At 68.6% G+C, this 23,580-nt stretch carries 24 protein-coding genes; 8 read left to right on the forward strand and 16 right to left on the reverse strand.

Annotation, left to right across the window (positions count from 1 at the left end):
• Positions 1-42 precede the first annotated feature (42 nt).
• Together tldD and rodA are read right to left on the reverse strand one after the other, a co-directional pair.
• Positions 43-1,503 carry a metalloprotease TldD gene (tldD, locus tag AC1DY5_RS00085; protein WP_478107130.1) on the reverse strand — a complete coding sequence of 487 codons (1,461 nt, stop codon included), beginning with the start codon at positions 1,501-1,503 and terminating at the stop codon, positions 43-45.
• Positions 1,504-1,647: 144 nt separating this feature from the next.
• Positions 1,648-2,802, reverse strand: coding sequence for a rod shape-determining protein RodA (rodA, locus tag AC1DY5_RS00090; RefSeq protein ID WP_478107132.1), 1,155 nt, complete (start codon positions 2,800-2,802; stop codon positions 1,648-1,650).
• Positions 2,803-2,881: 79 nt separating this feature from the next.
• On the opposite strand from rodA, the gene AC1DY5_RS00095 reads away from it, so the two are divergent.
• From AC1DY5_RS00095 to ruvC, 8 genes are read left to right on the forward strand one after another with little or no spacing between them, the layout of a single operon-like run.
• Positions 2,882-3,472 carry a YqiA/YcfP family alpha/beta fold hydrolase gene (locus tag AC1DY5_RS00095; protein ID WP_478107134.1) on the forward strand — a complete coding sequence of 197 codons (591 nt, stop codon included), beginning with the start codon at positions 2,882-2,884 and terminating at the stop codon, positions 3,470-3,472.
• Between the two features lie 36 nt (positions 3,473-3,508).
• On the forward strand, positions 3,509-5,569 hold the full coding sequence (locus AC1DY5_RS00100; RefSeq protein WP_478107136.1) for a ribonuclease catalytic domain-containing protein: 2,061 nt from the start codon (positions 3,509-3,511) through the stop codon (positions 5,567-5,569).
• Positions 5,566-6,420 (forward strand): energy transducer TonB, encoded by an 855-nt coding sequence (locus AC1DY5_RS00105; protein ID WP_478107138.1) that lies wholly within the window; start codon positions 5,566-5,568, stop codon positions 6,418-6,420. Before AC1DY5_RS00100 ends, AC1DY5_RS00105 begins: the two co-directional genes overlap by 4 nt.
• A 13-nt stretch (positions 6,421-6,433) precedes the next feature.
• Positions 6,434-7,279 carry a shikimate dehydrogenase gene (aroE, locus tag AC1DY5_RS00110; protein ID WP_478107140.1) on the forward strand — a complete coding sequence of 282 codons (846 nt, stop codon included), beginning with the start codon at positions 6,434-6,436 and terminating at the stop codon, positions 7,277-7,279.
• Positions 7,276-8,025, forward strand: coding sequence for a transglycosylase domain-containing protein (locus AC1DY5_RS00115; RefSeq protein ID WP_478107142.1), 750 nt, complete (start codon positions 7,276-7,278; stop codon positions 8,023-8,025). Before aroE ends, AC1DY5_RS00115 begins: the two co-directional genes overlap by 4 nt.
• A 21-nt stretch (positions 8,026-8,046) precedes the next feature.
• Positions 8,047-8,838 (forward strand): lysophospholipid acyltransferase family protein, encoded by a 792-nt coding sequence (locus AC1DY5_RS00120; RefSeq protein WP_478107144.1) that lies wholly within the window; start codon positions 8,047-8,049, stop codon positions 8,836-8,838.
• Between the two features lie 10 nt (positions 8,839-8,848).
• Entirely contained in the window at positions 8,849-9,913 is a 1,065-nt protein-coding gene (locus tag AC1DY5_RS00125; RefSeq protein ID WP_478107146.1) for a phosphatidate cytidylyltransferase, read from the forward strand.
• Positions 9,914-9,930: 17 nt separating this feature from the next.
• Entirely contained in the window at positions 9,931-10,479 is a 549-nt protein-coding gene (gene ruvC / locus AC1DY5_RS00130; protein WP_478107148.1) for a crossover junction endodeoxyribonuclease RuvC, read from the forward strand.
• Between the two features lie 25 nt (positions 10,480-10,504).
• Here ruvC and AC1DY5_RS00135 read toward each other — a convergent pair whose 3' ends face one another.
• The 14 genes from AC1DY5_RS00135 to mraY all read right to left on the reverse strand — a co-directional run bounded on the left by AC1DY5_RS00135 (position 10,505) and on the right by mraY (position 23,526).
• Positions 10,505-10,705: a hypothetical protein gene (locus tag AC1DY5_RS00135; protein WP_478107150.1), complete on the reverse strand. Its 201-nt coding sequence runs from the start codon at positions 10,703-10,705 to the stop codon at positions 10,505-10,507.
• Complete coding sequence (locus AC1DY5_RS00140) at positions 10,702-10,905, reverse strand: PIN domain-containing protein (RefSeq protein WP_478107152.1); 204 nt, start codon at positions 10,903-10,905, stop codon at positions 10,702-10,704. The genes AC1DY5_RS00135 and AC1DY5_RS00140 overlap by 4 nt, the downstream gene beginning before the upstream one ends.
• A gap of 67 nt (positions 10,906-10,972) precedes the next feature.
• The gene (locus AC1DY5_RS00145; RefSeq protein WP_478107154.1) at positions 10,973-11,143 is read right to left on the reverse strand and encodes a hypothetical protein; all 171 of its coding nucleotides are present in this window, start codon (positions 11,141-11,143) and stop codon (positions 10,973-10,975) included.
• Positions 11,144-11,178: 35 nt separating this feature from the next.
• Positions 11,179-11,355: a hypothetical protein gene (locus tag AC1DY5_RS00150; protein ID WP_478107156.1), complete on the reverse strand. Its 177-nt coding sequence runs from the start codon at positions 11,353-11,355 to the stop codon at positions 11,179-11,181.
• Between the two features lie 21 nt (positions 11,356-11,376).
• Positions 11,377-12,309: a UDP-3-O-acyl-N-acetylglucosamine deacetylase gene (gene lpxC / locus AC1DY5_RS00155; RefSeq protein WP_478107158.1), complete on the reverse strand. Its 933-nt coding sequence runs from the start codon at positions 12,307-12,309 to the stop codon at positions 11,377-11,379.
• 71 nt (positions 12,310-12,380) lie between these two features.
• The gene (gene ftsZ, locus AC1DY5_RS00160; protein WP_478107160.1) at positions 12,381-13,586 is read right to left on the reverse strand and encodes a cell division protein FtsZ; all 1,206 of its coding nucleotides are present in this window, start codon (positions 13,584-13,586) and stop codon (positions 12,381-12,383) included.
• Positions 13,587-13,746: 160 nt separating this feature from the next.
• The gene (ftsA, locus tag AC1DY5_RS00165; protein ID WP_478107162.1) at positions 13,747-14,976 is read right to left on the reverse strand and encodes a cell division protein FtsA; all 1,230 of its coding nucleotides are present in this window, start codon (positions 14,974-14,976) and stop codon (positions 13,747-13,749) included.
• A 22-nt stretch (positions 14,977-14,998) separates the two neighbouring features.
• Positions 14,999-15,781: a cell division protein FtsQ/DivIB gene (locus AC1DY5_RS00170; RefSeq protein ID WP_478107164.1), complete on the reverse strand. Its 783-nt coding sequence runs from the start codon at positions 15,779-15,781 to the stop codon at positions 14,999-15,001.
• Positions 15,778-16,761 carry a D-alanine--D-alanine ligase gene (locus AC1DY5_RS00175; protein ID WP_478107166.1) on the reverse strand — a complete coding sequence of 328 codons (984 nt, stop codon included), beginning with the start codon at positions 16,759-16,761 and terminating at the stop codon, positions 15,778-15,780. The genes AC1DY5_RS00170 and AC1DY5_RS00175 overlap by 4 nt, the downstream gene beginning before the upstream one ends.
• Positions 16,758-18,209, reverse strand: a complete 1,452-nt coding sequence (gene murC, locus AC1DY5_RS00180; RefSeq protein WP_478107168.1) for a UDP-N-acetylmuramate--L-alanine ligase — start codon at positions 18,207-18,209, stop codon at positions 16,758-16,760. The genes AC1DY5_RS00175 and murC overlap by 4 nt, the downstream gene beginning before the upstream one ends.
• Complete coding sequence (murG, locus tag AC1DY5_RS00185; protein ID WP_478107170.1) at positions 18,206-19,267, reverse strand: undecaprenyldiphospho-muramoylpentapeptide beta-N-acetylglucosaminyltransferase; 1,062 nt, start codon at positions 19,265-19,267, stop codon at positions 18,206-18,208. The genes murC and murG overlap by 4 nt, the downstream gene beginning before the upstream one ends.
• Positions 19,264-20,556 carry a putative lipid II flippase FtsW gene (ftsW, locus tag AC1DY5_RS00190; RefSeq protein WP_478107172.1) on the reverse strand — a complete coding sequence of 431 codons (1,293 nt, stop codon included), beginning with the start codon at positions 20,554-20,556 and terminating at the stop codon, positions 19,264-19,266. Before ftsW ends, murG begins: the two co-directional genes overlap by 4 nt.
• Complete coding sequence (gene murD, locus AC1DY5_RS00195) at positions 20,553-22,343, reverse strand: UDP-N-acetylmuramoyl-L-alanine--D-glutamate ligase (RefSeq protein ID WP_478107174.1); 1,791 nt, start codon at positions 22,341-22,343, stop codon at positions 20,553-20,555. The genes ftsW and murD overlap by 4 nt, the downstream gene beginning before the upstream one ends.
• Positions 22,344-22,347: 4 nt before the next feature.
• On the reverse strand, positions 22,348-23,526 hold the full coding sequence (mraY, locus tag AC1DY5_RS00200) for a phospho-N-acetylmuramoyl-pentapeptide-transferase (protein WP_478107176.1): 1,179 nt from the start codon (positions 23,524-23,526) through the stop codon (positions 22,348-22,350).
• Positions 23,527-23,580 lie beyond the last annotated feature (54 nt).

Here is a 23,580-nt window from a genome sequence, read left to right on the forward strand (position 1 = left end):
CGCGGGAAGCGGACATGGGGAGGGAATGTAGCACAGGAGCCGTCAGGCGGTGCCGCCGACCGTCAATCCGTCGATCCGCAGCGTCGGCTGGCCGACGCCCACAGGCACGCTCTGGCCCTCTTTGCCGCAGGTGCCGACGCCCGAATCCAGCGCCATGTCGTTGCCGATCATGGTCACGCGCGTCAGCGCATCGGGACCGTTGCCGACGATGGTCGCGCCCTTCACCGGGTACTGGATCTTGCCKTTCTCGACCCAGTAGGCCTCGCTGGCCGAGAACACGAACTTGCCGCTCGTGATGTCGACCTGGCCGCCGCCGAAGTTGGTGGCGTAGAGGCCCTTCTTAATGCTGGCGACGATTTCCTCCGGCACCCGGTCGCCGCCGAGCATGTAGGTGTTGGTCATGCGCGGCATCGGCGCATGGGCGTAGCTCTCGCGCCGGCCGTTGCCCGTGGGCTTGGCCTTCATGAGGCGGGCGTTGAGCGAATCCTGGATGTAGGCCTTGAGGATGCCGTCCTCGATCAGCACGTTGCGCTGGGTCGCGTTGCCCTCGTCGTCAACGTTGAGCGAGCCGCGGCGGTCGGCGATGGTGCCGTCGTCGAGCACCGTGACGCCCTTGGCCGCTACGCGCTCGCCGATGCGGCCCGAGAAGGCACTGGAGCCCTTGCGGTTGAAATCGCCCTCGAGTCCGTGGCCGATCGCCTCATGCAGCAGGATGCCGGGCCAGCCCGGACCGAGGACCACGGTCATTTCGCCGGCCGGTGCGGGCCGGGAATCCAAATTGGTCAGGGCCGACTTGACCGCCTGGTCGACGTACTCGGCAATGTGCTCGTCATCGAAGTAGGCCAGGCCGAAACGCCCGCCGCCGCCGCCGGAACCGACTTCGCGACGACCGTTCTGCTCGGCGATCACGGTGACCGACAGGCGCACCAGCGGCCGCACGTCGGCGGCCAGGGTGCCGTCGGCGCGCGCAACCAGCACCACGTCGTATTCGCTCGCCAGCCCAGCCATGACCTGGGCCACCCGCGGATCGCGCGAGCGCGCCAGCTGCTCGACCTTCTCGAGCAGCTTGACCTTGGCGGTGCTGTCGAGCGTCGAGATCGGGTCGACGCCGTTGTAGAGCGAGCGGCTGCCGGCGATCTTGCGCGTCGGCGCCTTGACCCGCGCGGTCTTGCCGGCGGCCGAGATGCTGCGCACGGTGCGTGCGGCATCGAGCAGCGAGGCTTCGGAAATGTCGTCCGAATAGGCGAAAGCCGTCTTCTCGCCGCTGACCGCGCGCACGCCGACGCCCTGGTCGATGCTGAAGCTGCCGGTCTTGACGATCCCCTCCTCGAGGCTCCAGCCCTCGCTGCGGGTGTACTGGAAGTAGAGGTCGGCGTCGTCCACCTGGTGCGCCTTGATTTCGGCGAGCGCACGCGACAGGTGCGATTCGTCGAGGCCGAAGGGCGTGAGCAGGAGCTGTTGCGCCGTGACGAGGCGTTCGATGGTGGGTTCGCGGGAGATCATGCCGGGATTCTATGGCTCCCCCCCAAGTCGCGCTCACTTCGTGTAGCGCTCCCACCCCCTGCCGAGGGCAACACCAGCGGCCCGGCGAAGCCGGTTCCGCGGTGTTCCACGAAGGCGGCCTGGCTTCGCCGGCCGTGAAGCGGGTCAACTCTGGATCATTCGCTTGGCCCGCGAAATGGACATCAAGATGCCCAGCCCCAACCCCAGCGTGACCATCGCCGTGCCGCCGTAGCTGATGAAAGGCAGCGGCACGCCGACCACCGGCAGGATGCCGCTCACCATGCCCATGTTCACGAACGCGTAGGTGAAGAAGATCATCGTGACCGCGCCCGCGAGCAGCCGCGAGAACAGCGTCGGCGCATCAAGCGCGATCGCCAGGCCGCGGAAGATCAGGAAGATGAAGGCGGCGATCAGCGCCAGGTTGCCGGCCAGCCCGAATTCCTCGGAATAGGCCGCGAAGATGAAGTCGGTGGTGCGCTCGGGGATGAATTCGAGGTGGGTCTGGGTGCCCTGCATGAAGCCCTTGCCGCCGATGCCGCCGGAGCCGATCGCGATCATGCCCTGGATGATGTGGAAACCCTTGCCGAGCGGGTCCTTGGTCGGGTCCAGCAGGGTGCAGACACGCTGCTTCTGGTATTCGTGAAGGATCTTCCAGTCGAAACCATTGGCGCACAGCTGGGATTCGAAGCCGACGATCAGCGCCACCACGATCAGGCCGATCACCACCGGCGGCACGATCAGCTTCCACGACAGCCCGGCAAAGAAGATGACCGACAGCCCGGTCGCCAGCACTAGCAGCGCGGTGCCGAGGTCGGGCTGCTTCATGATCAGCCCCACCGGCACCGCCAGCAGCACCGTCGCAACGACGAAATCGAGCGGCCGCAATTGGCCCTCGCGGCGCTGGAACCACCAGGAAAGCATCAGCGGCATCGCGATCTTGAGGATCTCGCTGGGCTGGATCACGACGCCGACGTTGATCCAGCGCTGGGCGCCCTTCTTGGTGATGCCGATCATCGCCACCGCCACCAGCAGGGCCACGCCGACGGTGTAGAGCGGCACGGCGGCGGTCATCAGGCGCTGCGGCGGCACCTGTGCCACCACGAACATGATGAAGCCGGCCAGCAGCATGTTGCGTCCGTGGTCGACGAAGCGGGTGCCATGGTCGTAGCCGGACGAATACATGGTCAGCATGCCGGCGCAGCCCAGCAGCAGCACGGCGAAGGCGAGGAAGCCGTCGAAGCCCTGGAACACGGGCAACAGGCGCCGCGCGAGCGAAGGTTGGTTGAAGACGGCCGACATGGGGCGTAATTATCCCCGCCCGAGCCCGTCCGAAGGGCTCCAGGGGCAATTTCGGGCCCCGGTTCCCGATAATCGCTGCATGCCGCCCACGACCCACCTGCTCTATCTCCACGKCTTCCGCTCCTCGCCGCGGTCGACCAAGGCCAGCCAGATGGCGCGTCGCGTCGCCAGCCAGCACCCGAACCTGCGCTGGTGGTGCCCGCAGTTGCCGCCCTCGCCGCGCGAGGCGATCGGGCTCGTGATGCGGGGCATCGCCGACTGGCCGCGCAGCTCGATGGCGGTCGTGGGTTCCTCGCTCGGCGGCTTCTATGCCACCTATGTCACTGCCACCACCTATTGCCGGGCGGTGCTGCTGAATCCGGCAGTCGATCCGGCACGCGACCTGGTGCGCCACATCGGCGAACAGACCCTCTGGCACGATCCGGCCGAGCATTTCCATTTCCGGCCCGAGTACATCGCCGAACTGCGCGCACTCGAGGCCGGCCCGCTGGACCGCCCGGAGCAGGTCTTCGCGATCATCGCCAAGGGCGACGAAGTGCTGGACTGGCGCGACATGTCGGACCGCTATCCGGGCAGCCGGCTGAAGGTGCTGGAGGGCGGCGACCATGCCCTGTCGGATTTCGAGACCTCGCATCTCGACGAGGTCATGGCCTTCATCGAACCGGTCTGAGCGCCGGCCCGGGCCGGGCATGGGAGAATCCGCGCCATGTTTGTATTGTTCGAAGAAGCCGGCAAATACCTGGGCGGCCGCGTCCTGTCGGAGGCCGAGGCCTCGGCGCAGGTGGAGCTCGAGACCGGCAAGCGGGTCAAGGTCAAGGGCGCCAACATCGTGTTGCGCTTCGAGAAGCCGTCGCCGGCCGAGCTGATCGCCGAAGGCCGCGCGCTGGCGGCCACGGTCGACCTCGACCTGGCCTGGGAGTTCGCGCCCGAGGGCGAATTCGGCTTCGACGAACTGGCCGCCGAGTATTTCCAGGCTCGTCCGACGCTGGCGCAGCAAGCGGCGGCGCTGCTGGCGCTGTTCGATGCCCCGCACTACTTCCGCCGCGCCGGCAAGGGCCGCTTCAAGAAAGCGCCAGCCGAGATCATCCAGCAGGCGCTGGCCGCGATCGAGAAGAAGAAGCTGGTGCAGGCGCAGATCGCCGAATGGGCCGGCCAGCTGGCCGACGGCGTCTGCCCGGCGCCGGTGCGCGAGCAGCTGTTCAAGATCCTGTTCAAGCCCGACAAGAACGCGCCCGAGTACAAGGCGGTGGTCGACGCCGCCCGCGCCACCCAGCGCCCGCCGCTTGAACTGCTGAAGCAGGCCGGCGCGATCGACTCGGCCTACCAGTTCCACTGGCGCCGCTTCCTGTTCGAGAACTTCCCCAAGGGCACCGGCTTCCCGGCGCTGCAGGCGCCGGCGATCGCCGACGAGCTGCCACTGGCTGCGGTGCAGGCCTTCTCGATCGACGATTCGCAGACCACCGAGATCGACGACGCGCTGTCGGTCCAGGGGCTCGGCAGCGGCACCGTGGTGGTCGGCGTCCACATCGCCGCGCCCGGCCTGGCCCTGGTGCCGGGCAGCGCCATCGACCAGGTGGCGCGCACGCGGATGTCGACCGTCTACATGCCGGGCCACAAGATCACGATGCTGCCCGACCACGTGGTCGAGGCCTATACCCTGCAGGAAGGGCGCGACTGCCCGGCCGTCTCGCTCTACGCCACCTTCGACGAAGAGTCGCTGGCGCTGAAAGGCACCGAGACCCGGCTCGAACGGGTGCCGATCGTCGCCAACCTGCGCCATGACCAGCTCGACACCGTGATCAGCCAGCCATGGCTCGAAGACGCATCGGTCGGCGCTGCCGACGCGCCCGCGCTGCTGGCGCCACTGCGCGCGCCGCTGTCCTTCCTGTTCCGCCTGGCGAAGCAGCTGAAGGCGCAGCGCGAGGTGGTGCGCGGCAAACCCGAGAACTTCAGCCGGCCCGACTACACCTTCCGCCTGGTCGGCCACGAGGGTGAGCCGACCGGCAACGAAGAGGTGCAGATCGGCACCCGGCAGCGCGGCGCGCCGCTCGACCTGATCGTCTCCGAGGCCATGATCCTGGCCAACAGCAGCTGGGGCGGCTGGCTCGGCGAACTCGGCGTGCCCGGCCTCTACCGCAGCCAGGCCAGCCTGGCGCCCGGCATCAAGGTGCGCATGGGCACGCGGGCCTTGCCGCACGCCGGCCTGGGCGTGAAGAGCTACGCCTGGAGCACCTCGCCGCTGCGCCGCTACACCGACCTCGTGAACCAGTGGCAGATCATCGCGGCCGCCCGCCACGGCAAGACCGCCGCGCTGGCGGCACCGTTCAAGCCCAAGGATGCCGACCTGTTCTCGATCCTCTCGGGCTTCGATGCCGCCTACAGCACCTACAACGGCCACCAGGGCGGCATGGAACGCTTCTGGACCCTCAAGTACCTGCAGCAGCAAGGCATCACCGAGCTCGAGGCGACCCTCATCAAGGAACTGCCGAACGGCGCGCTGGTGCGTGTCGACGCCCTGCCGCTGGTGTTCGAGGTGGCCGGCACGCAGGGCCTGCAGCGCGGCGCCCGGGTGCGCGTGCGGCTCGGCTCGATCGACGAGATCGCGCTCGACGTGCATGGCACCGTCATCGAGCGGCTCGACACCGCGCCGGCCGATGCGCAGGCCGAGGACGAGAGCGGCGAGGATGAGGAAGAAGTCGCCGGTCCGATCGCCATCGCTGTCGACCTGGCCGACAGCGAGGCCGCACCGGAGAACACACCGGCATGAACCTGCGCGACCTCAGCACGCTGCAGATCGCGCTCGGCGTGTCGATCGTCGCGCACGCCGCATTGCTGGCGGTGCGCTTCGTCGACCCGGAGTCCTTCAACCGGGTCTTCAAGGAGACGCCGCTCGAGGTGATCCTGGTCAACGCCAGGACCAACGAGCGCCCGGACAAGGCCAAGGCGATCGCCCAGGCCTCGCTGGCCGGCGGCGGCGACCTCGACAAGGGCCGCGCCACGAGTCCGCTGCCGCCGTCGACCTTCACCGCCATCGGCGACTCGATGGACGATGCCCAGCGCCAGGTCGAGGCGATGCAGCAGCAGCAGATGCTGCTGCTGGCCCAGATCAAGCAGCAGCTCGCCAGCATGCCGGTGCCCGATCCGCGGGCCCAGGGCAACCCGAGCGAGGTCGCGGCCCGCGAAGAGAAGCGGCGCCAGCTGGTCGAGCTGCTGGCCGAGATCGAGCGCCGCGTGAACGAGGAGAACGCGCGGCCCAAGAAGCGCTACATCAGCCCGGCCACGCGCGAGGCCGCCTACGCCGCCTACGTCGACGCGCTGCGCCGCAAGATCGAGGTCCGCGGCACCGAGAATTTCCCCGAAGCCGCCGGCAAGAAGCTGTACGGCGAGCTGACCATGATGGTGACCGTCAACCACGACGGCTCGATCCTGTCGACCGACATCGTCGAGAGCTCCGGCGACCGCACGCTCGACCGGCGCGCGCAAGCGATCGTGCGCAGCATCGGCGGCTTCGGCAAGTTCACCGACGCGATGCGGCGCCAGACCGACCAGATCGTGCTGCCCTCGCGCTTCAAGTTCACCCGCGACGAGACGCTGGAGACTCAGCTCTCGTCAAGATAATGACCATCCGACGATGACCGACCTGTACTGCGTGATGGGCCATCCGGTCGAACACAGCCGCTCGCCCTGGATCCATGCGCGCTTCGCCGAACTGACCGGCCAGCAACTCCAGTACGGCCGCCGGCTGGCGCCGCTCGACGACTTCGCCGGCGCGGTGGCGGCGTTCCGGGCCGAGACCACGGGCACGGCGCGCGGCTGCAACGTCACGGTGCCCTTCAAGTTCGAGGCCGCGGCGCTTTCGCAGCACCTGACGCCCCGCGCCGCGCTGGCCCAGGCGGTCAACGTGGTGAGCTTCCGCGACGATGGCGTGCACGGCGACAACAGTGACGGCATCGGGCTGGTCTACGACATCACGCAGCACGCCGGCGTCGCCCTGAAGGACCGCGACCTGCTGCTGCTGGGCGCGGGCGGCGGCGCGGCCGGCGTGCTCGGCCCGCTACTCGAAGCCGGTCCGCGCCGCGTGGTCGTGGCCAACCGCACGCTCGGCAAGGCGATCGCGCTGGTGCAGCGGCACGCGGCGCTCGCGCTGCAGCATCACGTGTCGCTGGAAGCCCAGCCGCTCGATGCCGTGCCCGGCGCCTTCGACGTGCTGGTCAATGCCACCGCGTCGAGCCTCGGCGGCGATGCCGTGCCGGTGACGGCCAGCGTGCTGAAGCCCGGCGCCCTGGCGGTCGACATGATGTACGGGCCAGCGGCCGCCGGTTTCATGCAATGGGCGCGCGACCACGGCGCCGTGCCGCGCGACGGCCTCGGCATGCTGGTCGAGCAGGCCGCCGAGGCCTTCGAGATCTGGCGTGGCGTGCGGCCGCCGACGGCGCCGGTGCTGGCCGAACTGCGCGCCCTCGTCGAGGCCCGGTGAGGGCCGTCCTGCGCCTGCTCGGCTGCGTGCTGATCGCGGCCTTCGCGCTGCAGCTCTTCTTCATCCTGCGGATCGCCGCGATGGCGGTGATCGACCCGCAGTCGACGGCCTTCCAGCGCTCCGAGGCCTGGCAGCTCGCCACTCAGGGGCGCAGCAACGGCGGGCGCGAATGGCGCCAGCAGTGGCTGCCCTACAGCCAGATCTCGGACACCCTCAAGCGGGCGGTGATTGCCAGCGAGGACAGCGAGTTCGTCTACCACCAGGGCGTCGAGTGGGAGGCGATCGAGAGGGCCCGCCAACGCAATGCCAAGGCCGAGGAGCTCGCCGCGAAGCGCGCCGCGCAGATGCGCGCGCGCGGCAAGGAGCCGCGCCCGGCTCCGCTGCGCGGCGGCTCGACCATCACGCAGCAACTGGCCAAGAACCTGCTGCTGTCGAGCGAGCGCACGATGCTCAGGAAGGGCCAGGAACTGGTGCTGGCCACCGCGCTCGAGTTGTTCCTGAGCAAGGAACGGATCCTCGAGATCTACCTCAACAACGTCGAGTGGGGCGAAGGCATCTTCGGCGCCGAGGCCGCGGCGCAGCATTACTTCAAGAAGCCCGCTTCGCGCCTGGGTGTCAACGAGGCGGCGCGGCTGGCCGTGATGCTGCCGAGCCCGAAGTTCTTCGAGCGCCGCCTAGGCTCGGGCTATCTGGCGAGCCGATCGGCAACGATCGCGGCGCGCATGCCGGCCGCAGAACTGCCCTGAGCGCCCCGTATCATCGGCGCCATGCTTGCAAAGTTGATGGCGTGGGGACTGCTGGCCTTAATCCGGCTGCTCACGGGTGCCCAGGCACGCTGGTGGGGCTGTCCGCCCAAGGCCGAGCAGCGCATCTATTTCGCCAATCACCAGAGCCACCTCGACCTCGTGATGATCTGGGCCGCCCTGCCCGAGGAACTGCGCAGCATCACCCGGCCGATCGCGGCACGCGACTACTGGGCCAACACGCCGTTCAAGCGCTGGATCACGACCGAGGTGTTCAACGCGATCTACGTCGAGCGCGGCGGCGGCGCGCCGGTGGTGCCACCGGCGCCGCCCGAGCCGCGGCCCGTCGAGCGGATCGAGCCGTCGTTCGACGATGCGCCGACGCTGGTCGCGACGGTCGAGCCCGGCAGCGCCCAGTTCGAGATCCCGCTGTCGCCGCCGGTGCCCGCGCCGGAGCCTTCGCCACTCGCGCCCCCGGGCAGCGCGGAGGCGCTGGCCCCCTTGCAACCCTTGATCGAAGCGCTGCAAAGCGGCGACTCGATCATCATCTTTCCCGAGGGCACGCGCGGGCACACGGGCGAGCCGCAGAAGTTCAAGTCGGGACTCTTCACGCTGGCCCAGATGTTCCCCGAGGTGGTGCTGGTGCCGGCCTGGATCGACAACGTGCAGCGCGTGATGCCCAAGGGCGAGGTGGTGCCGGTGCCGATCCTGTGCTCGGTCACCTTCGGCGCGCCGGTCCGGCTTGAGGAGGGCGAGGAGCGCCGCCCTTTCCTGGACCGGGCGCGCGAGGCGGTGGTCGCGCTGCGCAACGTCTAGGGCCGGCCACATGAACCAGTACCTGCGCAATCTCTCCCCGACCCACCAGGTCGCGGCCCTGTTCGTGATCGTATTCGGGCTGCTGGTCATCGTCAGCATCGTGGCCTTCATGCTGAGCTTCAAGGAACGGCGCAATCCGGTCCACGACGAGATCTGGCAGCGTGAGTTGCTCCACTTCCGCAAGCTGCTGCGCACCACCTGGTTCATGGCGGTGATCTTCTGGATCGGCTGGGCGCTGGGCGAAACGGTGGCGACCTTGCTGTTCGCGCTGATCGCCTTCCTGGCGCTGCGCGAGTTCATCACGCTGTCACCGACCCGGCGCAGCGACCACCGCAGCCTGATCCTGGCCTTCTTCGTGGTGCTGCCGATCCAGTTCTGGCTGGTGACGACCGCGCACTTCGACCTCTTCACGGTGTTCATCCCGGTCTATGCCTTCCTCGCGATCCCGGTGGTGAGCGCGCTGGCCGACGACCCGAGCCACTTCCTCGAGCGCACTGCCAAGCTGCAGTGGGGCATCATGGTCTGCGTCTACGGCATGAGCCACGTGCCGGCGCTGCTGCTGCTGTCCTTCCCGGGCTACGAGGGCAAGAACGCCTTCCTGGTGTTCTTCCTGGTGTTCGTGGTCCAGACCTGCATGCTAGTGCAGCATCTGGTGTCGCGGCGCAAGGCGATGCCGCCCGAAGGCGCGCCGCCGCCGCCTCAGCCGCCCGGCTGGCTGGGTGAGGTCCGGCACCGCCTCTTCATGCAGGAGCCTTTCGCGCCGCGCGTGAGCCGCGGCTTCAACTGGACCAGTTGGGCGCTCGGCATGGCGATCGCCAGCGCGGTCGGTGCGCTGTTCTCCTTCATCACGCCCTTCAAGTTCGGACAGGCGCTCGCGGTATCGCTGATCGCCTGCGTGGCGGGCTCGATGGGCCACCTCGTGATGAAGGCGCTCAAGCGCGACCGCGGCATTCCCAACTGGGGCCGCCGCGGCGTTGGCGTGACCGGCGCCAACGGCCTGCTCGACCGGGTCGATGCCCTCTGCTTCGCGGCGCCGGTGTTCTTCCACTCGGTGCGCTGGTATTTCGGCGCTTGAAGGAAGCGCCCCCACCCATGCGAATCCTCGGCATCGATCCCGGACTGCAGACCACCGGCTTCGGCGTGGTCGACGTCGACGGCCACGCGCTGCGCTATGTTGCCAGCGGGACCATCAGCACCCGCCACCTCGGCACCGGCGAACTGCCGGCGCGGCTCAAGGTGCTGTTCGACGGCATCGGCGAGCTCACGGCGCGCTACCAGCCCGATGCGGCCGCGGTCGAGATCATCTTCGTCAACGTCAATCCGCAATCCACGCTGCTGCTGGGCCAGGCCCGCGGCGCCTGCCTGACAGCACTGGTGAGCCGCAACCTCGCGGTCTCGGAGTACACGGCGCTGCAGATGAAGCAGGCGGTGGCGGGCCATGGGCGCGCGGCCAAGGCGCAGGTGCAGGAGATGGTCAAGCGGCTGCTGCATCTGCCAGGGCTTCCGGGGAGCGACGCGGCCGACGCGCTCGGGATCGCGATCACCCACGCGCACGTGGGTGCATCGCTGGCCCGCCTGGGCCAGGCCACCGTGCTCGGGCACAGCACCAGCGGACGCTATCGGGACGGGCGGACGCGCTGATGATCACGCCAGGGGCAGGCGCGACTCATCGAAGCAGTCGATGCGTGGAGGTCTTCGCGACCTTTCTGTCGAAAGTCAGAACCGGGGCATGGCCGGCCGCCTGCGCCCGCGCGGCGAGCAGGTAGTCCGAGAAGTCGGCGGGGCCCGACGCATGCAGGCTGAGCGCCTGTCGGACCAGCTCCGCGGATTCGAGCTTGATCCGGTCATGGTCCAGCAGCGCGCTCAACGCCTGGTGAACCCCAGTTCGCGCGCGTAGCCGTAGCTGCGCTCCAGAACCCAACTCAATTCGCAAGGAACGATGTGATCGACATAGGCAGGGGAACGCGCGCTGGCGTTGTCGCGCAGCCAGGCTTCAGCCTTGGCGACCTGCCGCGGATCGTCATTGGTGAGCAATCTCACCAGCACGTTAGCATCGAGCGCGATCACTTGGCAGCGCCGTGGCGGTGCTTCTGGCGCAAGTGCGTCGCGATCCCGGCGTCCATTTCGTCGACGCTCAGCGCCCTTTCGGGCCGCGGCAGCAGGCCACGCAGCGACTTGACGGCGCTTGGCGTCGGACGCTTGAGGACGATGGTGCCAGGAGCCGATCGCCGGCCGCCAGACCCAGCCGGGCTCTCGCCGCACTCGGCAGCGTCATCTGGCCTTTGGATGTGAGAGTGGCGTGCATTCGATCTCCTTACCAAACGGTAAGGACACGCTGAGCTAGAACGCCCGCTCGGCGATCAGCACCGCGAAGAAGCCGAAGGCTGCCAGCAGGGTCCACTTGAGCACGATCCAGCCGAAGCGCCGGTACTTGAGCTGCCCGGTGCCGGCATAGAACGCGAACGTGATGCCCGCCACCAGGAGCAGCAGCAGGATGGCCCAGCGGAACAGCAGCATCGAAGGCAGGCGTGCGGCGCGCTACCAGGCGCGCGCGACTTCGGCGAAGCCGGCCGGTGCCCGCTTCTCGTCGTCGAAGGTCACGACCGCGTAGGCGTCCGGATGCGCAAGCAGTTCGCGCAGCAGCTTGTTGTTGAGCCCATGGCCCGAGCGGAACGCGCTGTAGGCGGCCAGGAGCGGCTTGCCGATCACGTACAGGTCGCCCATCGCGTCGAGGATCTTGTGCTTGACGAACTCGTCGTCGTAGCGAAGCCCGCCCGCATTGAGCACCTTGGTGTCGTCCATCACGATCGCGTTGTCGAGGCCCCCGCCCAAGGCCAGGCCCTTGGAGCGCATGTACTCGACTTCTTTCGTGAATCCGAAAGTCCGCGCGCGCGCGATGTCGCGGCTGTAGGAGCCGCTGCCGAGGTCGAACTCGACGCGCTGCCCGGTCGAGTTGACCACGCGATGGTCGAAGTCGATCTCAAAGCTGAGCTTGTAGCCGTGGTACGGCTCGAGCCGCGCCCACTTGGCATCGGCGCCCTCGCCTTCGCGCACTTCGACCGGCTTCGTGACCTGGATGAAGCGCCGCGGCGCGGCCTGCGACTGGATGCCTGCGCTCTGCAGCAGGAAGACGAAGGACGAGGCCGAGCCGTCGAGGATCGGTACCTCGTCGGCCGTGATGTCGATCAGCAGATTGTCGATGCCCAGCCCGGCGCAGGCCGACATCAGGTGCTCCACGGTCTGGACCTTGGCCCCGCCCGCCGAGATGGTCGACGCCAGCCGGGTGTCGGTCACCGACTCGGCGGTCATCGCGATCTCGACCGGCTCGGGCAGGTCGACCCGTCGAAACACGATGCCGTGGTCGACCGGCGCCGGTCGCAGCGTCAGTTCGACCCGCTGCCCGCTGTGCAGCCCCACGCCAACGGCGCGGGTGATCGATTTGAGGGTTCGTTGGGACAGYACGGACGGCATTTTAGAGGCGCGGGGTGCCCCCCGCACCGTCCGCCTCGCTATGTCCCCGATAGCCGACACTCCGGCACGCCTCAGTCGGCCTGGCGGCGCAGGAAGGCCGGGATCTCGAAATCGTCCATGCCGCCCGACGACAGCGCATCGACCTTGGCCGCCGCCATGGTGCGGTTGGTCCGCCACACGCTGGGCACGGCCATGCCGTCGTAGTTCGGCTGGCTGGCGGCGTGGCCCGTGCCCGTGCCGAGGGTCGGCACGGTGAACGGGATGTTGTCGGTGCCGGTGCGGATCACTTCGAGCGTCGGTGCCTGGCGGCGCGCATCCTGGCGCGACAGGCCGGTCGCGACCACGGTCACGCGCATCTCGTCGCCCAAGTTGTCGTCGTAGGCGGCGCCGTAGATCACGTGCGCATCCGGGGAGGCATAGGCGCGGATGGTGTTCATGGCCAGCTTCGACTCGCTCAGCTTGAGCGAGGCCTTCGATGCGGTGACCAGCACCAGCACGCCCTTGGCGCCCGAGAGGTCGATGCCTTCGAGCAGCGGGCAGGCCACGGCCTGCTCGGCCGCGATGCGGGCGCGGTCCGGGCCGCTGGCTGCTGCCGTGCCCATCATGGCCTTACCGGGCTCGCCCATCACGGTGCGCACGTCCTCGAAGTCGACGTTCACGCCGCCGTACTCGTTGATGATTTCCGAGATCCCGCCGACCGCGTTCTTCAGCACGTCGTTGGCATGCGCGAAGGCCTCGTCCTGGGTCACCTCCTCGCCGAGCACGTCGAGCAGCTTCTCGTTGAGCACCACGATCAGCGAGTCGACGTTGGCTTCGAGTTCGGCCAGCCCGGCGTCGGCGTTGGTCATGCGGCGGCCGCCTTCCCAGTCGAAGGGCTTGGTCACCACGCCCACGGTCAGGATGCCCATCTCCTTGGCGATGCGCGCGATCACCGGCGCYGCGCCGGTGCCCGTGCCACCGCCCATGCCGGCCGTGATGAACAGCATGTGCGCACCGGCGATCGATTCGCGGATGTCGTCGATCGCGGCCTCGGCGGCATCTCGGCCCTTCTCGGGCTTGCTGCCGGCGCCGAGTCCGTTGGTGCCCAGCTGGATCGTCTTGTGGGCGTTGCTGCGCGACAGCGCCTGCGCGTCGGTGTTGGCGCAGACGAACTGCACGCCCTGCACGCCGCGCTCCATCATGTGCGCGACCGCGTTGCCGCCGCCACCGCCGACACCGATCACCTTGATCTGGGTGCCCTGGTTGAACTCTTCGATCTCGATCATTTCGATAGCCATTTTTCTGACTCCTTGAATTTGCAGTTGCCGTTTATTGATGAATGAATTTTTTGTGGGTAACCGTTGCGCTGTCAGGGCGGAGGTCCTGTTCGTCGCCATCGCTCGTTGAAATGCAGGGGCGGACTGCCGCGCGCCAGCCACAGACGGTGAGGGTTCATGATCAGAAATTCCCCACGATGAAGTCCTTGAAGCGGCCGAACGCGGTCTTGACGGAACCGTTCTTCTGCGCCACCTTGAAGCCGCGCATTCGCGCATAGCGTGCTTCCTCGAGCAGGCCCATCACGGTCGCGGCACGCGGCTGCGCGACCATGTCGGACAGCGCGCTCGAGTACTTCGGAATGCCGCGCCGCACCGGCTTAAGGAAGATGTCCTCGCCGAGCTCGACCATGCCCGGCATCACCGCGCTGCCGCCGGTCAGCACCACCCCCGAGGACAGCACCTCCTCGTAGCCCGACTCGCGCACCACCTGCTGCACCAGCGAGAAGATCTCCTCGATGCGCGGCTCGATCACGCCGGCCAGCGCCTGCTTGCTCAGCATGCGCGGTCCGCGGTCGCCCAGGCCCGGCACCTCGACCTGGGTATCGGGATCGGCCAGCAGCTGCTTGGCGAAGCCGTTCTCGACCTTGATGTCCTCGGCGTCCTTGGTCGGCGTCCGCAGCGCCATCGCGATGTCGCTGGTGATCAGGTCGCCGGCGATCGGAATCACCGCCGTGTGGCGAATCGCGCCGTTGGTGAAGATCGCCACGTCGGTGGTGCCGGCGCCGATGTCGACCAGCACGACGCCGAGTTCGCGCTCGTCCTCGGTCAGCACCGCCAAACTGGAGGCCAGCGGATTCAGCATCAGCTGATCGACCTCGAGGCCGCAGCGGCGCACGCACTTGATGATGTTCTCGGCCGCGCTCTGGGCCCCGGTCACGATGTGCACCTTGGCCTCCAGGCGCATGCCGCTCATGCCGATCGGCTCCTTCACATCCTGGCCGTCGATCACGAACTCCTGCGGCTCCACCAGCAACAGCCGCTGGTCGCTGGAGATGTTGATGGCGCGCGCCGTCTCGACCACGCGGGCAACGTCGGCCGGCGTGACCTCCTTGTCCTTGACCGCCACCATGCCGCTCGAATTGATGCCGCGGATATGACTGCCGGTGATGCCGGTGTAGACGCGGGTGATCTTGCAGTCGGCCATCAGCTCGGCCTCCTTCAGCGCCTGCTGGATGCTCTGCACCGTGGCGTCGATGTTCACCACCACGCCGCGCTTGAGCCCATTGCTCGGCGCAATGCCGAGCCCGGCCAGCTTGAGCTCGCCGTTGGGCAGCACCTCGGCGACCACTGCCATCACCTTGGCGGTGCCGATGTCGAGACCGACAACGAGATCTTTGTACTCTTTGGACATGTGCTTCCTCTGTTCGCTCTCTCTACTTTTTCTTCGGGTCGGCAACGACCGTCGTCACGCCACGCAAGCGCAGCGCGTAGCCCTCGTTGTGTCGCAGGTCGGCCCCCTCGACCGCCGCCACCGTACGCCCGTACTGGCCCGCCACCGGCGTCACGGTGCGCAGGAAGCGCTGCGTGCGTGCCACCACCTCCTCGCCCTGGCCGCGACCGAGCTCGATCACGGCCCCGGTGTCGAGCAGCACGCGCCAGCTGCCGCGGCTGGTCAGCGTGAGCTGGTCGATGGCGAGGTCGTAGGGCTGGAACAGCGGCGCCAGCACGCGGAACATGCCCAGCACCTGGCCGGCCTGCTCGGCAGGACCGTCGAGCCGCGGCAGGTCGTCGTCGACCTCGGCCACGTTGGCCTCGAATACCTCGCCGAAGCCGTTGATCAGCTTCGAGCCGGCCTCGTCGCCCCAATGCGCGACAGGCACATGCTCGGTCAGCGTGGCGCGCAGCTTGTTCGGGAACTCGCGCCGCACCACCGCCTTGCGGACCCAGGGCACCGACTCGAACGCAGTGCGCGCGTGCGCCAGGTCGACCGTGAAGAAGTTGCCCGCCAGCTGCGGCGCGACGTTGGCGCGCAAGGTGACCGCGTTGTTGTGCGTGACCTCGCCGTCGACCTTGATGCCGGCCAGCGGGAAGAACGGTTGACGCAGCACCCACCAGGCGCCCGCCGCCAGCAGCATGGCCGCGAACATCACGAACACGAGGGTCGCGAGCACGTTCATGAGCTTGACGTCGAAGGGCACGGGGATGCTGCGTGTCATGGCCAGGCGGCGCCTCCAGGCAGGCCCGAATCCAGCGTGGCCGTGGCCAGCACGCGCAGGCACAGGTCCTCGTAGGCGATGCCTGCGGCGCGGGCCGACATCGGCACGAGCGAGTGGCTGGTCATGCCCGGCGAGGTGTTCATCTCGAGCAGGAAGGGCTTGCGGTCGCTGGCCCGGATCATCAGGTCGGCGCGGCCCCAGCCGCGGCAGCCGAGCTGGTGGTAGGCGGCCACCGCGATGCGGCGGATCTCGTGTTCCTCGGCTTCGGGCAGACCGCTCGGACAGTGGTACTTGACCTCATCGGTGAAGTACTTGTTCTGGTAGTCGTAGGCGCCCTCGGGGGCGGCGATGCGCACCACCGGCAGCGCCACGGCGTCGAGGCCGCTGCCGAGCACGGCACAGGTCACTTCCTCGCCCTCGATGAACTCCTCGCACAGCACGTCGGCGTCGTAGCGCACCGCAAGGGCGACCGCATCCTGCATCTGCGAGTAGCCCTGCACCTTGGTGACGCCGATGGAGGAACCCTCGCGCGGCGGCTTGACGATCAGCGGCAGGCCCAGCACGTCGGGCACGGCGTTGATCTGCTCGCGGCTCTGCTGGTCGAAGGCCAGGCGCACGTAGCGTGGCGTCGGCAGGCCGTCGGCATGYCAGATGCGCTTGGTCATGACCTTGTCCATCGCCACGCTCGAGGCCATCACGCCCGAGCCGGTGTAGGGAAGGCCGAGCAGTTCGAGCGCGCCCTGCACCGTGCCGTCCTCGCCGTGGCGGCCGTGCAGCGCGACGAAGCAGCGCGCGAAGCCTTCGCGCTTGAGTTCGGCCAAATCGCGCTCGGCCGGGTCGAAGGCATGCGCGTCGACGCCGCGCGCGCGCAGCGCCTCGAGTACGCCGGTGCCCGACATGATCGAAATCTCGCGCTCGGCCGAACTGCCACCGAACAGCACCGCGACCTTGCCGAAGGCCTTTGGATCGACGACGCTCACAGCGCCCTCCCTTCGCGCGTGAAGCGCTCTGATTTCTGCGGCGCCAGCGCGCCGATCTCGACCACCTTGGCCGGTACCGCGCCGATCGAACCGGCGCCCATGCAGATCACGACGTCGCCCTCGCGCGCGTTGTCCAGGATCGCCTGCGGCATGGCCGCGATCTCGTCGACGAACACCGGCTCAACCTTGCCCGCGACGCGCAACGCGCGCGCCAGCGAGCGGCCATCGGCCGCCACGATCGGCGCCTCGCCGGCTGCGTAGACCTCGCCCAGCAGCACCGCATCGGCCTGGCCGATCACCTTGACGAAGTCCTCGAAGCAGTCGCGGGTGCGCGTGAAGCGATGCGGCTGGAAGGCCAGCACCAGGCGCCGGCCCGGAAAGGCGCCGCGTGCGGCAGCGATGGTCGCCGCCATTTCGACCGGGTGGTGGCCGTAGTCGTCGATCAGCGTGAAACGGCCCGTGCGGGCGCCGGAGAGCGGGACCTCGCCATAGCGCTGGAAGCGCCGGCCCACGCCCTTGAAGTCGGCCAGGCCGCGCTGCACCGCTTCGTCGGGCACGTTGAGCTCCACCGCCACCGCGATCACCGCGAGCGCATTGCGCACGTTGTGCTCGCCCGGCAGGTTCAGCACGATATCGAGGTCGGGCAGCGTCACGCCGTTGCGGCGCTGGGCCGTGAAGTGCATCTGCGAGCCCACCGCGCGCACGTTGACCGCGCGCACTTGGGCGTCCTCGTCGAAGCCGTAGCTGGTCACCGGGCAGGACACCGCCGTCACGATCTCGCGCACGGCCGGGTCGTCGATGCAGAGAATCGCGACGCCATAGAAGGGCATTCGATGCAGGAAATCGACGAAGGCCTTCTTGAGCCTCGCGAAGTCGTGCCCGTAGGTCTCCATGTGGTCGGCATCGATGTTCGTGACCACCGCCATCACCGGCAGCAGGTTCAGGAACGAGGCATCGGACTCGTCGGCTTCGACCACGATGTAGTCGCCGCTGCCGAGCTGCGCATTGGCGCCGGCGCTGTTGAGCCGGCCGCCGATGACGAAGGTCGGATCGAGCCCGGCGGCCGCCAGCACACTGGCCACCAGGCTGGTGGTGGTGGTCTTGCCGTGGGTGCCGGCGATCGCGACGCCCTGCTTGAGCCGCATCAGCTCGGCCAGCATCATGGCGCGCGGCACCACCGGGATGCGCTTCTCGCGCGCCGCCACCACTTCGGGGTTCTCGGCGTTGACCGCGGTCGAGGTGACGACCGCATCGGCGCCCGCGATGTTCGCGGCGTCATGGCCGACGAAGGTCGCGATGCCGAGGCTGGCCAGGCGCTTGAGGGTCGCGCTGTCGGACAGGTCGGAGCCGGAGATCTTGTAGCCCAGGTTGAGCAGCACTTCGGCGATGCCGCTCATGCCCGAGCCGCCGATGCCGACGAAGTGGATGTGACGAATCGCGTGCTTCATTTGGCAAGCTCCTCGCAGGCGCGAACGACTTGGTCGACCGCTTCGGTTTTCTGCATCGTCTTCGCCTTCACGGCGCGTTCAAGGAGCGCAGCGCGCCCGGTGTTCTTAAGCAAGTCGGCCAGCAATTCGGGTGTCAGTTCAGTTTGTTGAACGAGCCAGCCGCCGCCCGCGTCGACGAGGAAGCGGGCATTGGTGGTCTGGTGATCGTCCACGGCGGAAGGAAAAGGCACGAACAGCGCTGCTGCGCCGACGGCCGCGATTTCGGTGACGGTGCTGGCGCCGGCGCGGGCGACGATCAGATCGGCCTCGGCATAGGCCTGCGCCGTGTCCTCGATGAAAGGCGTGAGCTCGCCGTCGACGCCGGCGGCGGCATAGTTGCCGCGCAGTTCGTCGATCTGCTTGGCGCCGCTCTGGTGCGTGACCTGCGGCCGCTCGGCCGGAGCGATCAGCGCCAGCGCCTTCGGCACCACGGCGTTGAGCGCGCGGGCGCCGAGGCTGCCGCCGACCACCAGCAGCTTGAGCGGGCCGGCCCGGCCGGCGAAGCGGCTGGGCGGGTCGCGCTGCGACAGGAAGGCGGCGCGCAGCGGATTGCCGACCCACTGCGCCTTCTTGAGCACGTTCGGGAAGGCGGTGAAGACCCGGTCGGCCACGCCCGCGAGTATCTTGTTGGCGAGACCGGCGACCGAGTTCTGCTCGTGCAGCACCAGCGGCTTGCCGAGCAGCACGCTCATCATGCCGCCCGGGAAGGTGATGTAGCCGCCGAGGCCGACAACGACGTCGGGGCGCACGCGGCGCACCACGGCAATGCTCTGCACGAAGGCGCGCAAGAGGCGCATCGGCAGCAGGGCCAGCGTCAGCGGCCCCTTGCCGCGCACGCCGCCGAACTGCACCGGCTCGAAGGCGAAGCCGCGCGGCGGCACCAGCTTCTCTTCCATGCTGCCCGGGGCGCCGAGCCAGTGGACGCGCCAGCCGCGCTCGCGCAGGGCCTCGGCCACGGCCAGACCCGGGAAGATGTGACCTCCCGTGCCGCCTGCCATGACCAGTGCCGTACGACTCATACACGGCCTCCGCGCATCAGCACTCTGTTCTCGTAGTCGATTCGCAGCACCACGGCCAGCGCCACCACGTTCAGCAGGATCGCCGAGCCGCCGAAGCTCATCAGCGGCAGGGTCAGGCCCTTGGTCGGCAGTGCGCCCAGGTTCACGCCCATGTTAATGAAGGCCTGGAAGCCGATCCAGATGCCGATGCCCTGCGCCACCAGCCCCGCGAACACGCGATCAAGGGCGATCGCCTGGCGGCCGATGTGCATGATCCGGCGCGTCAGCCAGAGGAACAGGCCGATCGCGAACAGCACGCCAACCAGACCGAACTCCTCGCCGATCACGGCCAGCAGGAAGTCGGTGTGGGCCTCGGGCAGCCAGTGCAGCTTCTCGACGCTGCCGCCGAGGCCGACGCCGAAGACTTCGCCGCGGCCGATCGCGATCAGCGAATGCGAGAGCTGGTAGCCCTTGCCGAGCGCGTGCTCCTCGCTCCATGGGTCGAGGTAGGCGAAGATGCGCTCGCGGCGCCAGGGGCTGGTCGCCACGATGGTGCCGAAGGCCACCACCACCAGCGCGGCGATGACGAAGAACATGCGCGCGTTGACCCCGCCCAGGAACAGGATGCCCATCGCGATCACGGCGATCACCATGAAGGCGCCCATGTCCGGCTCGGCCATCACCAGCATGCCGACCACCACCACCGCGACGCCCATCGGCAGCACGGCGCGGAAGAAGCGCTCCTTGATCTCCATCTTGCGCACCATGTAGCTGGCCGCGTAGAGCACCATCGCGAGCTTGGCGAGCTCCGAGGGCTGGAAGCGCATGAAGCCCAGCGGCAGCCAGCGCCGTGCACCGTTGACATTGATGCCGATGTGCGGGATCAGCACCGCCACCAGCAGCAGCAGCGAGGCAACGAAGAGCCAGGGCGCGGCGCGCTCCCAGGTCTTCATCGGCACCTGGAAGGCCAGCAGGCCGGCGATCGCGGCGATCACCAGCGAGGCCGCATGGCGCGTGAGGAAGAAGGTCGGCGTGTAGCCGGCGCGCGCGAAGCGCGGACTGTCGGACAGCGCGATCGAGGCCGAATAGACCATCACCAGCCCCCAGGCCAGCAGGGCCACGGTGACCCAGACCAGCGCCTGGTCGAATCCGAGCACGCGCACCGGCGCCGCGTTGGTCTGGGTCATGCCGGCGTTGCCGAGCCGCACCGGCAGGTGCATCGGCAGCGCATCGATGCCGCTCTTGGCACGGCTGAACCAGCCGCTGAAGCGGCCGGATTTCTCGGGCGTGGCGGCGCTCGCGGTGTTCATCCCGCATCCTCCACGGGGTGGGCCGGCAGGTCGGCGAGCGCTTCCACGGCGTCGCAGAACACCTGGGCCCGGTGCGCGTAATCGCGGAACATGTCGAAGCTGGCGCAGGCCGGCGACAGCAGCACCGCGTCGCCCGGATGGGCACGGCCGGCCGCCAGCGTCACCGCCTCGGGCAGCGAGGGCGCATGCAGCAGCGCGATGCCGGTGCCGGCGAGCGCGGCCTCGATCAGCGGGGCGTCGCGGCCGATCAGGACCACGGCGCGTGCGTACTGCGCGACCGGCGCGGCCAGCGGCCCGAAGTCCTGGCCCTTGCCCTCGCCGCCGAGGATCACGACCAGCCGGCGCTCCTCGCCGAGACCGACCAGGGCCGCGACCGTGGCGCCGACATTGGTCCCCTTGCTGTCGTCGAAGTACTCGACCTCGCCGACGATCGCGACCGGCTCGACCCGGTGCGGCTCGCCGCGATACTCGCGCAGGCCGTAGAGCATCGGCGCCAGCTGGCAGCCGGCCGCGGTGGCCAATGCCAGCGCGGCCAGCGCGTTGAGCGCGTTGTGGCGGCCGCGGATGCGAAGGGCGTCCGCGGGCATCAGGCGCTGGATAAAGATTTCTTCCTCTTCCACCGCGGCGCCGCGCTTGCGCTTCTGCGTCTCGTCGGCCTCCAGCGCACGCACCAGCCAGGCCATGCCGTTGAGACGCTCGATGCCGTAGTCGCCCGGCCGCAGCGGCATCGCCGCGCCGAAGGTGATGACGCTGCGCGCCACCTGGCCACGGGCCAGTTTCACCGGCGCCGGCCGCATCGCCATGACGGCCGGATCCTCGCGGTTGAGCACCATCACGCCCTTGCTCCCGAAGACGCGTGCCTTGGCCGCCGCATAGGCCGCCATGTCGCCATGCCAGTCGAGGTGGTCTTGCGACAGGTTCAGCACAGTGGCGGCAGTCGGCTCGAAGCCCTGGACGCCGTCGAGCTGGAAACTCGACAGCTCGAGCACCCAGACTTCGGGCAGGTCGTCGGCATCCATGCGGGCCGAGAGCGTGTCGAGCAGCGTCGGGCCGATGTTGCCGGCCACGGCGACCGACTTGCCGGCGCGCTCGACCAGTTGGCCGGTCAGCGCGGTGACGGTGGTCTTGCCGTTGGTGCCGGTGATCGCCAGCACGGCCGGCATGTAGCCCTGCGGCACCGGCGGCGGCAGCACGACTTCCGGCAGCGGGGAGAAGGAATCGTCGTCCTCATCGGGCAGCGCGGCGGCGATCGCCTCGGCCGGGCGGGCCGACTCGAACTCGGGCGCGTCGGCGGCCGGCGCCTGCGGTTCGAAATCGGGGTCATGGAGATCCGCTTCCGGGGCGGAAAGCGGCTCCGGCTCCGGCACCTCCGGCACGGCGGTTTCGGCAGCGGGCACAGCCTCGGGGGCCTCGGGGGCTTCGACCACTTCGACCACTTCGACCGTACGCAGATCCGCGAGCGCACGCGCGAACAGGTCCAGCTCGCCACCGACCGTCAGCCCCATGGCGCGCGCCGCATCGAGTACCACCGCCACCGAGGCCGGCGACAGGCCCGGCGAGCGGTAGACCGCGCGCACCGGCGCGCCTTCGACCAGCGCGGCCGACAGCGGTCCGCCGATGAAAACGGCATCGGGCAGTTCGGCGCGCAGCGTGGCCAGCTGCGGCGGCGCCTCGCGGGTGTCGGCCACGGTGAGCACCGCGCCGTGGCGCGCGCACCAGCGTGCCATCGCCAGTCCGGACGCGCCGAGGCCCAGGACGAGGACGTGGAGATCTTTCAGGTGCCGCATGGTGTCAACGCAGCTTCAGGGTGGACAGGCCGACCAGGCACAGCAGCATCGTGATGATCCAGAAGCGGACCACGACCTGCGTCTCGCGCCAGCCGCTCTTCTCGAAATGATGGTGCAGCGGCGCCATTTTGAGCACGCGCCGGCCTTCGCCGAAACGCTTCTTGGTGTATTTGAAGTAACTGACCTGCGCCATCACCGAGATCGCCTCGACGACGAAGATGCCCCCCATGATGAAGAACACGATCTCCTGCCGCACGATGACCGCGATGGTGCCCAGCGCACCGCCGAGTGCCAGCGCGCCGACGTCGCCCATGAAGACCTGCGCCGGATGGGTGTTGAACCATAGGAAGGCCAGGCCGGCGCCGGCCATCGCCGAGCAGAACACCAGCAGCTCGCCCGAACCGGGGATGTGCGGGAACAGCAGGTAGCGCGAGTACACCGCGCTGCCCGTGACATAGGCGAAGACGCCGAGCGCCGAGCCGACCATCACCACCGGCATGATCGCCAGGCCGTCGAGGCCGTCGGTGAGGTTCACCGCGTTGCTGGCGCCGACGATCACCAGGTAGGTCAGGATCACGAAGCCGATGCCGCCGAGCGGGTAGTTGATCTCCTTGAAGAAGGGCACCAGCAGATTGATCTTGGGCGGAAAGTCGAGGTCGAAGCCCGAACGCACCCAGGTGAAGAACAGTTCGAGCACGCGCCAGTTGGAGCTCTCGGAAATGCTGAACAGCAGGTAGAAGGCGGCCACCAGCCCGACCACCGATTGCCAGAAGTACTTCTCGCGCGAGCGCATGCCCTCGGGGTCCTTGCGCACCACCTTGCGCCAGTCGTCGACCCAGCCGATGGCGCCGAAACCCAGCGTGACCCACAGCACGATCCAGACGAAGCGGTTCGAGAGGTCGAACCACAGCAGCGTCGAGAAAGCGATAGAGAACAGCACCAGCACGCCGCCCATGGTCGGCGTGCCGCTCTTGGTCAGGTGCGTCTCCATGCCGTAGCTGCGCACCTGCTGGCCGATCTTGAGCGCGGTCAGGCGCCGGATTACGTAGGGACCGGCCGCCAGCCCGAGCAGCAGCGCGGTCAGGGCTGCCATCAGCGCGCGGAAAGTCAGGTACTGGAAGACCCGCAGGAAGCCGAAGTCCGGCAACAGGGTCTGCAGCCACAAGGCGAGGCTCATCAGCATGCGCGGAACCTCGTCGGGATTTGATGCATGAGCGAACAGGCCTCGATGCGCGAC

This window comes from Variovorax sp. P4_D9 (assembly GCF_056401695.1).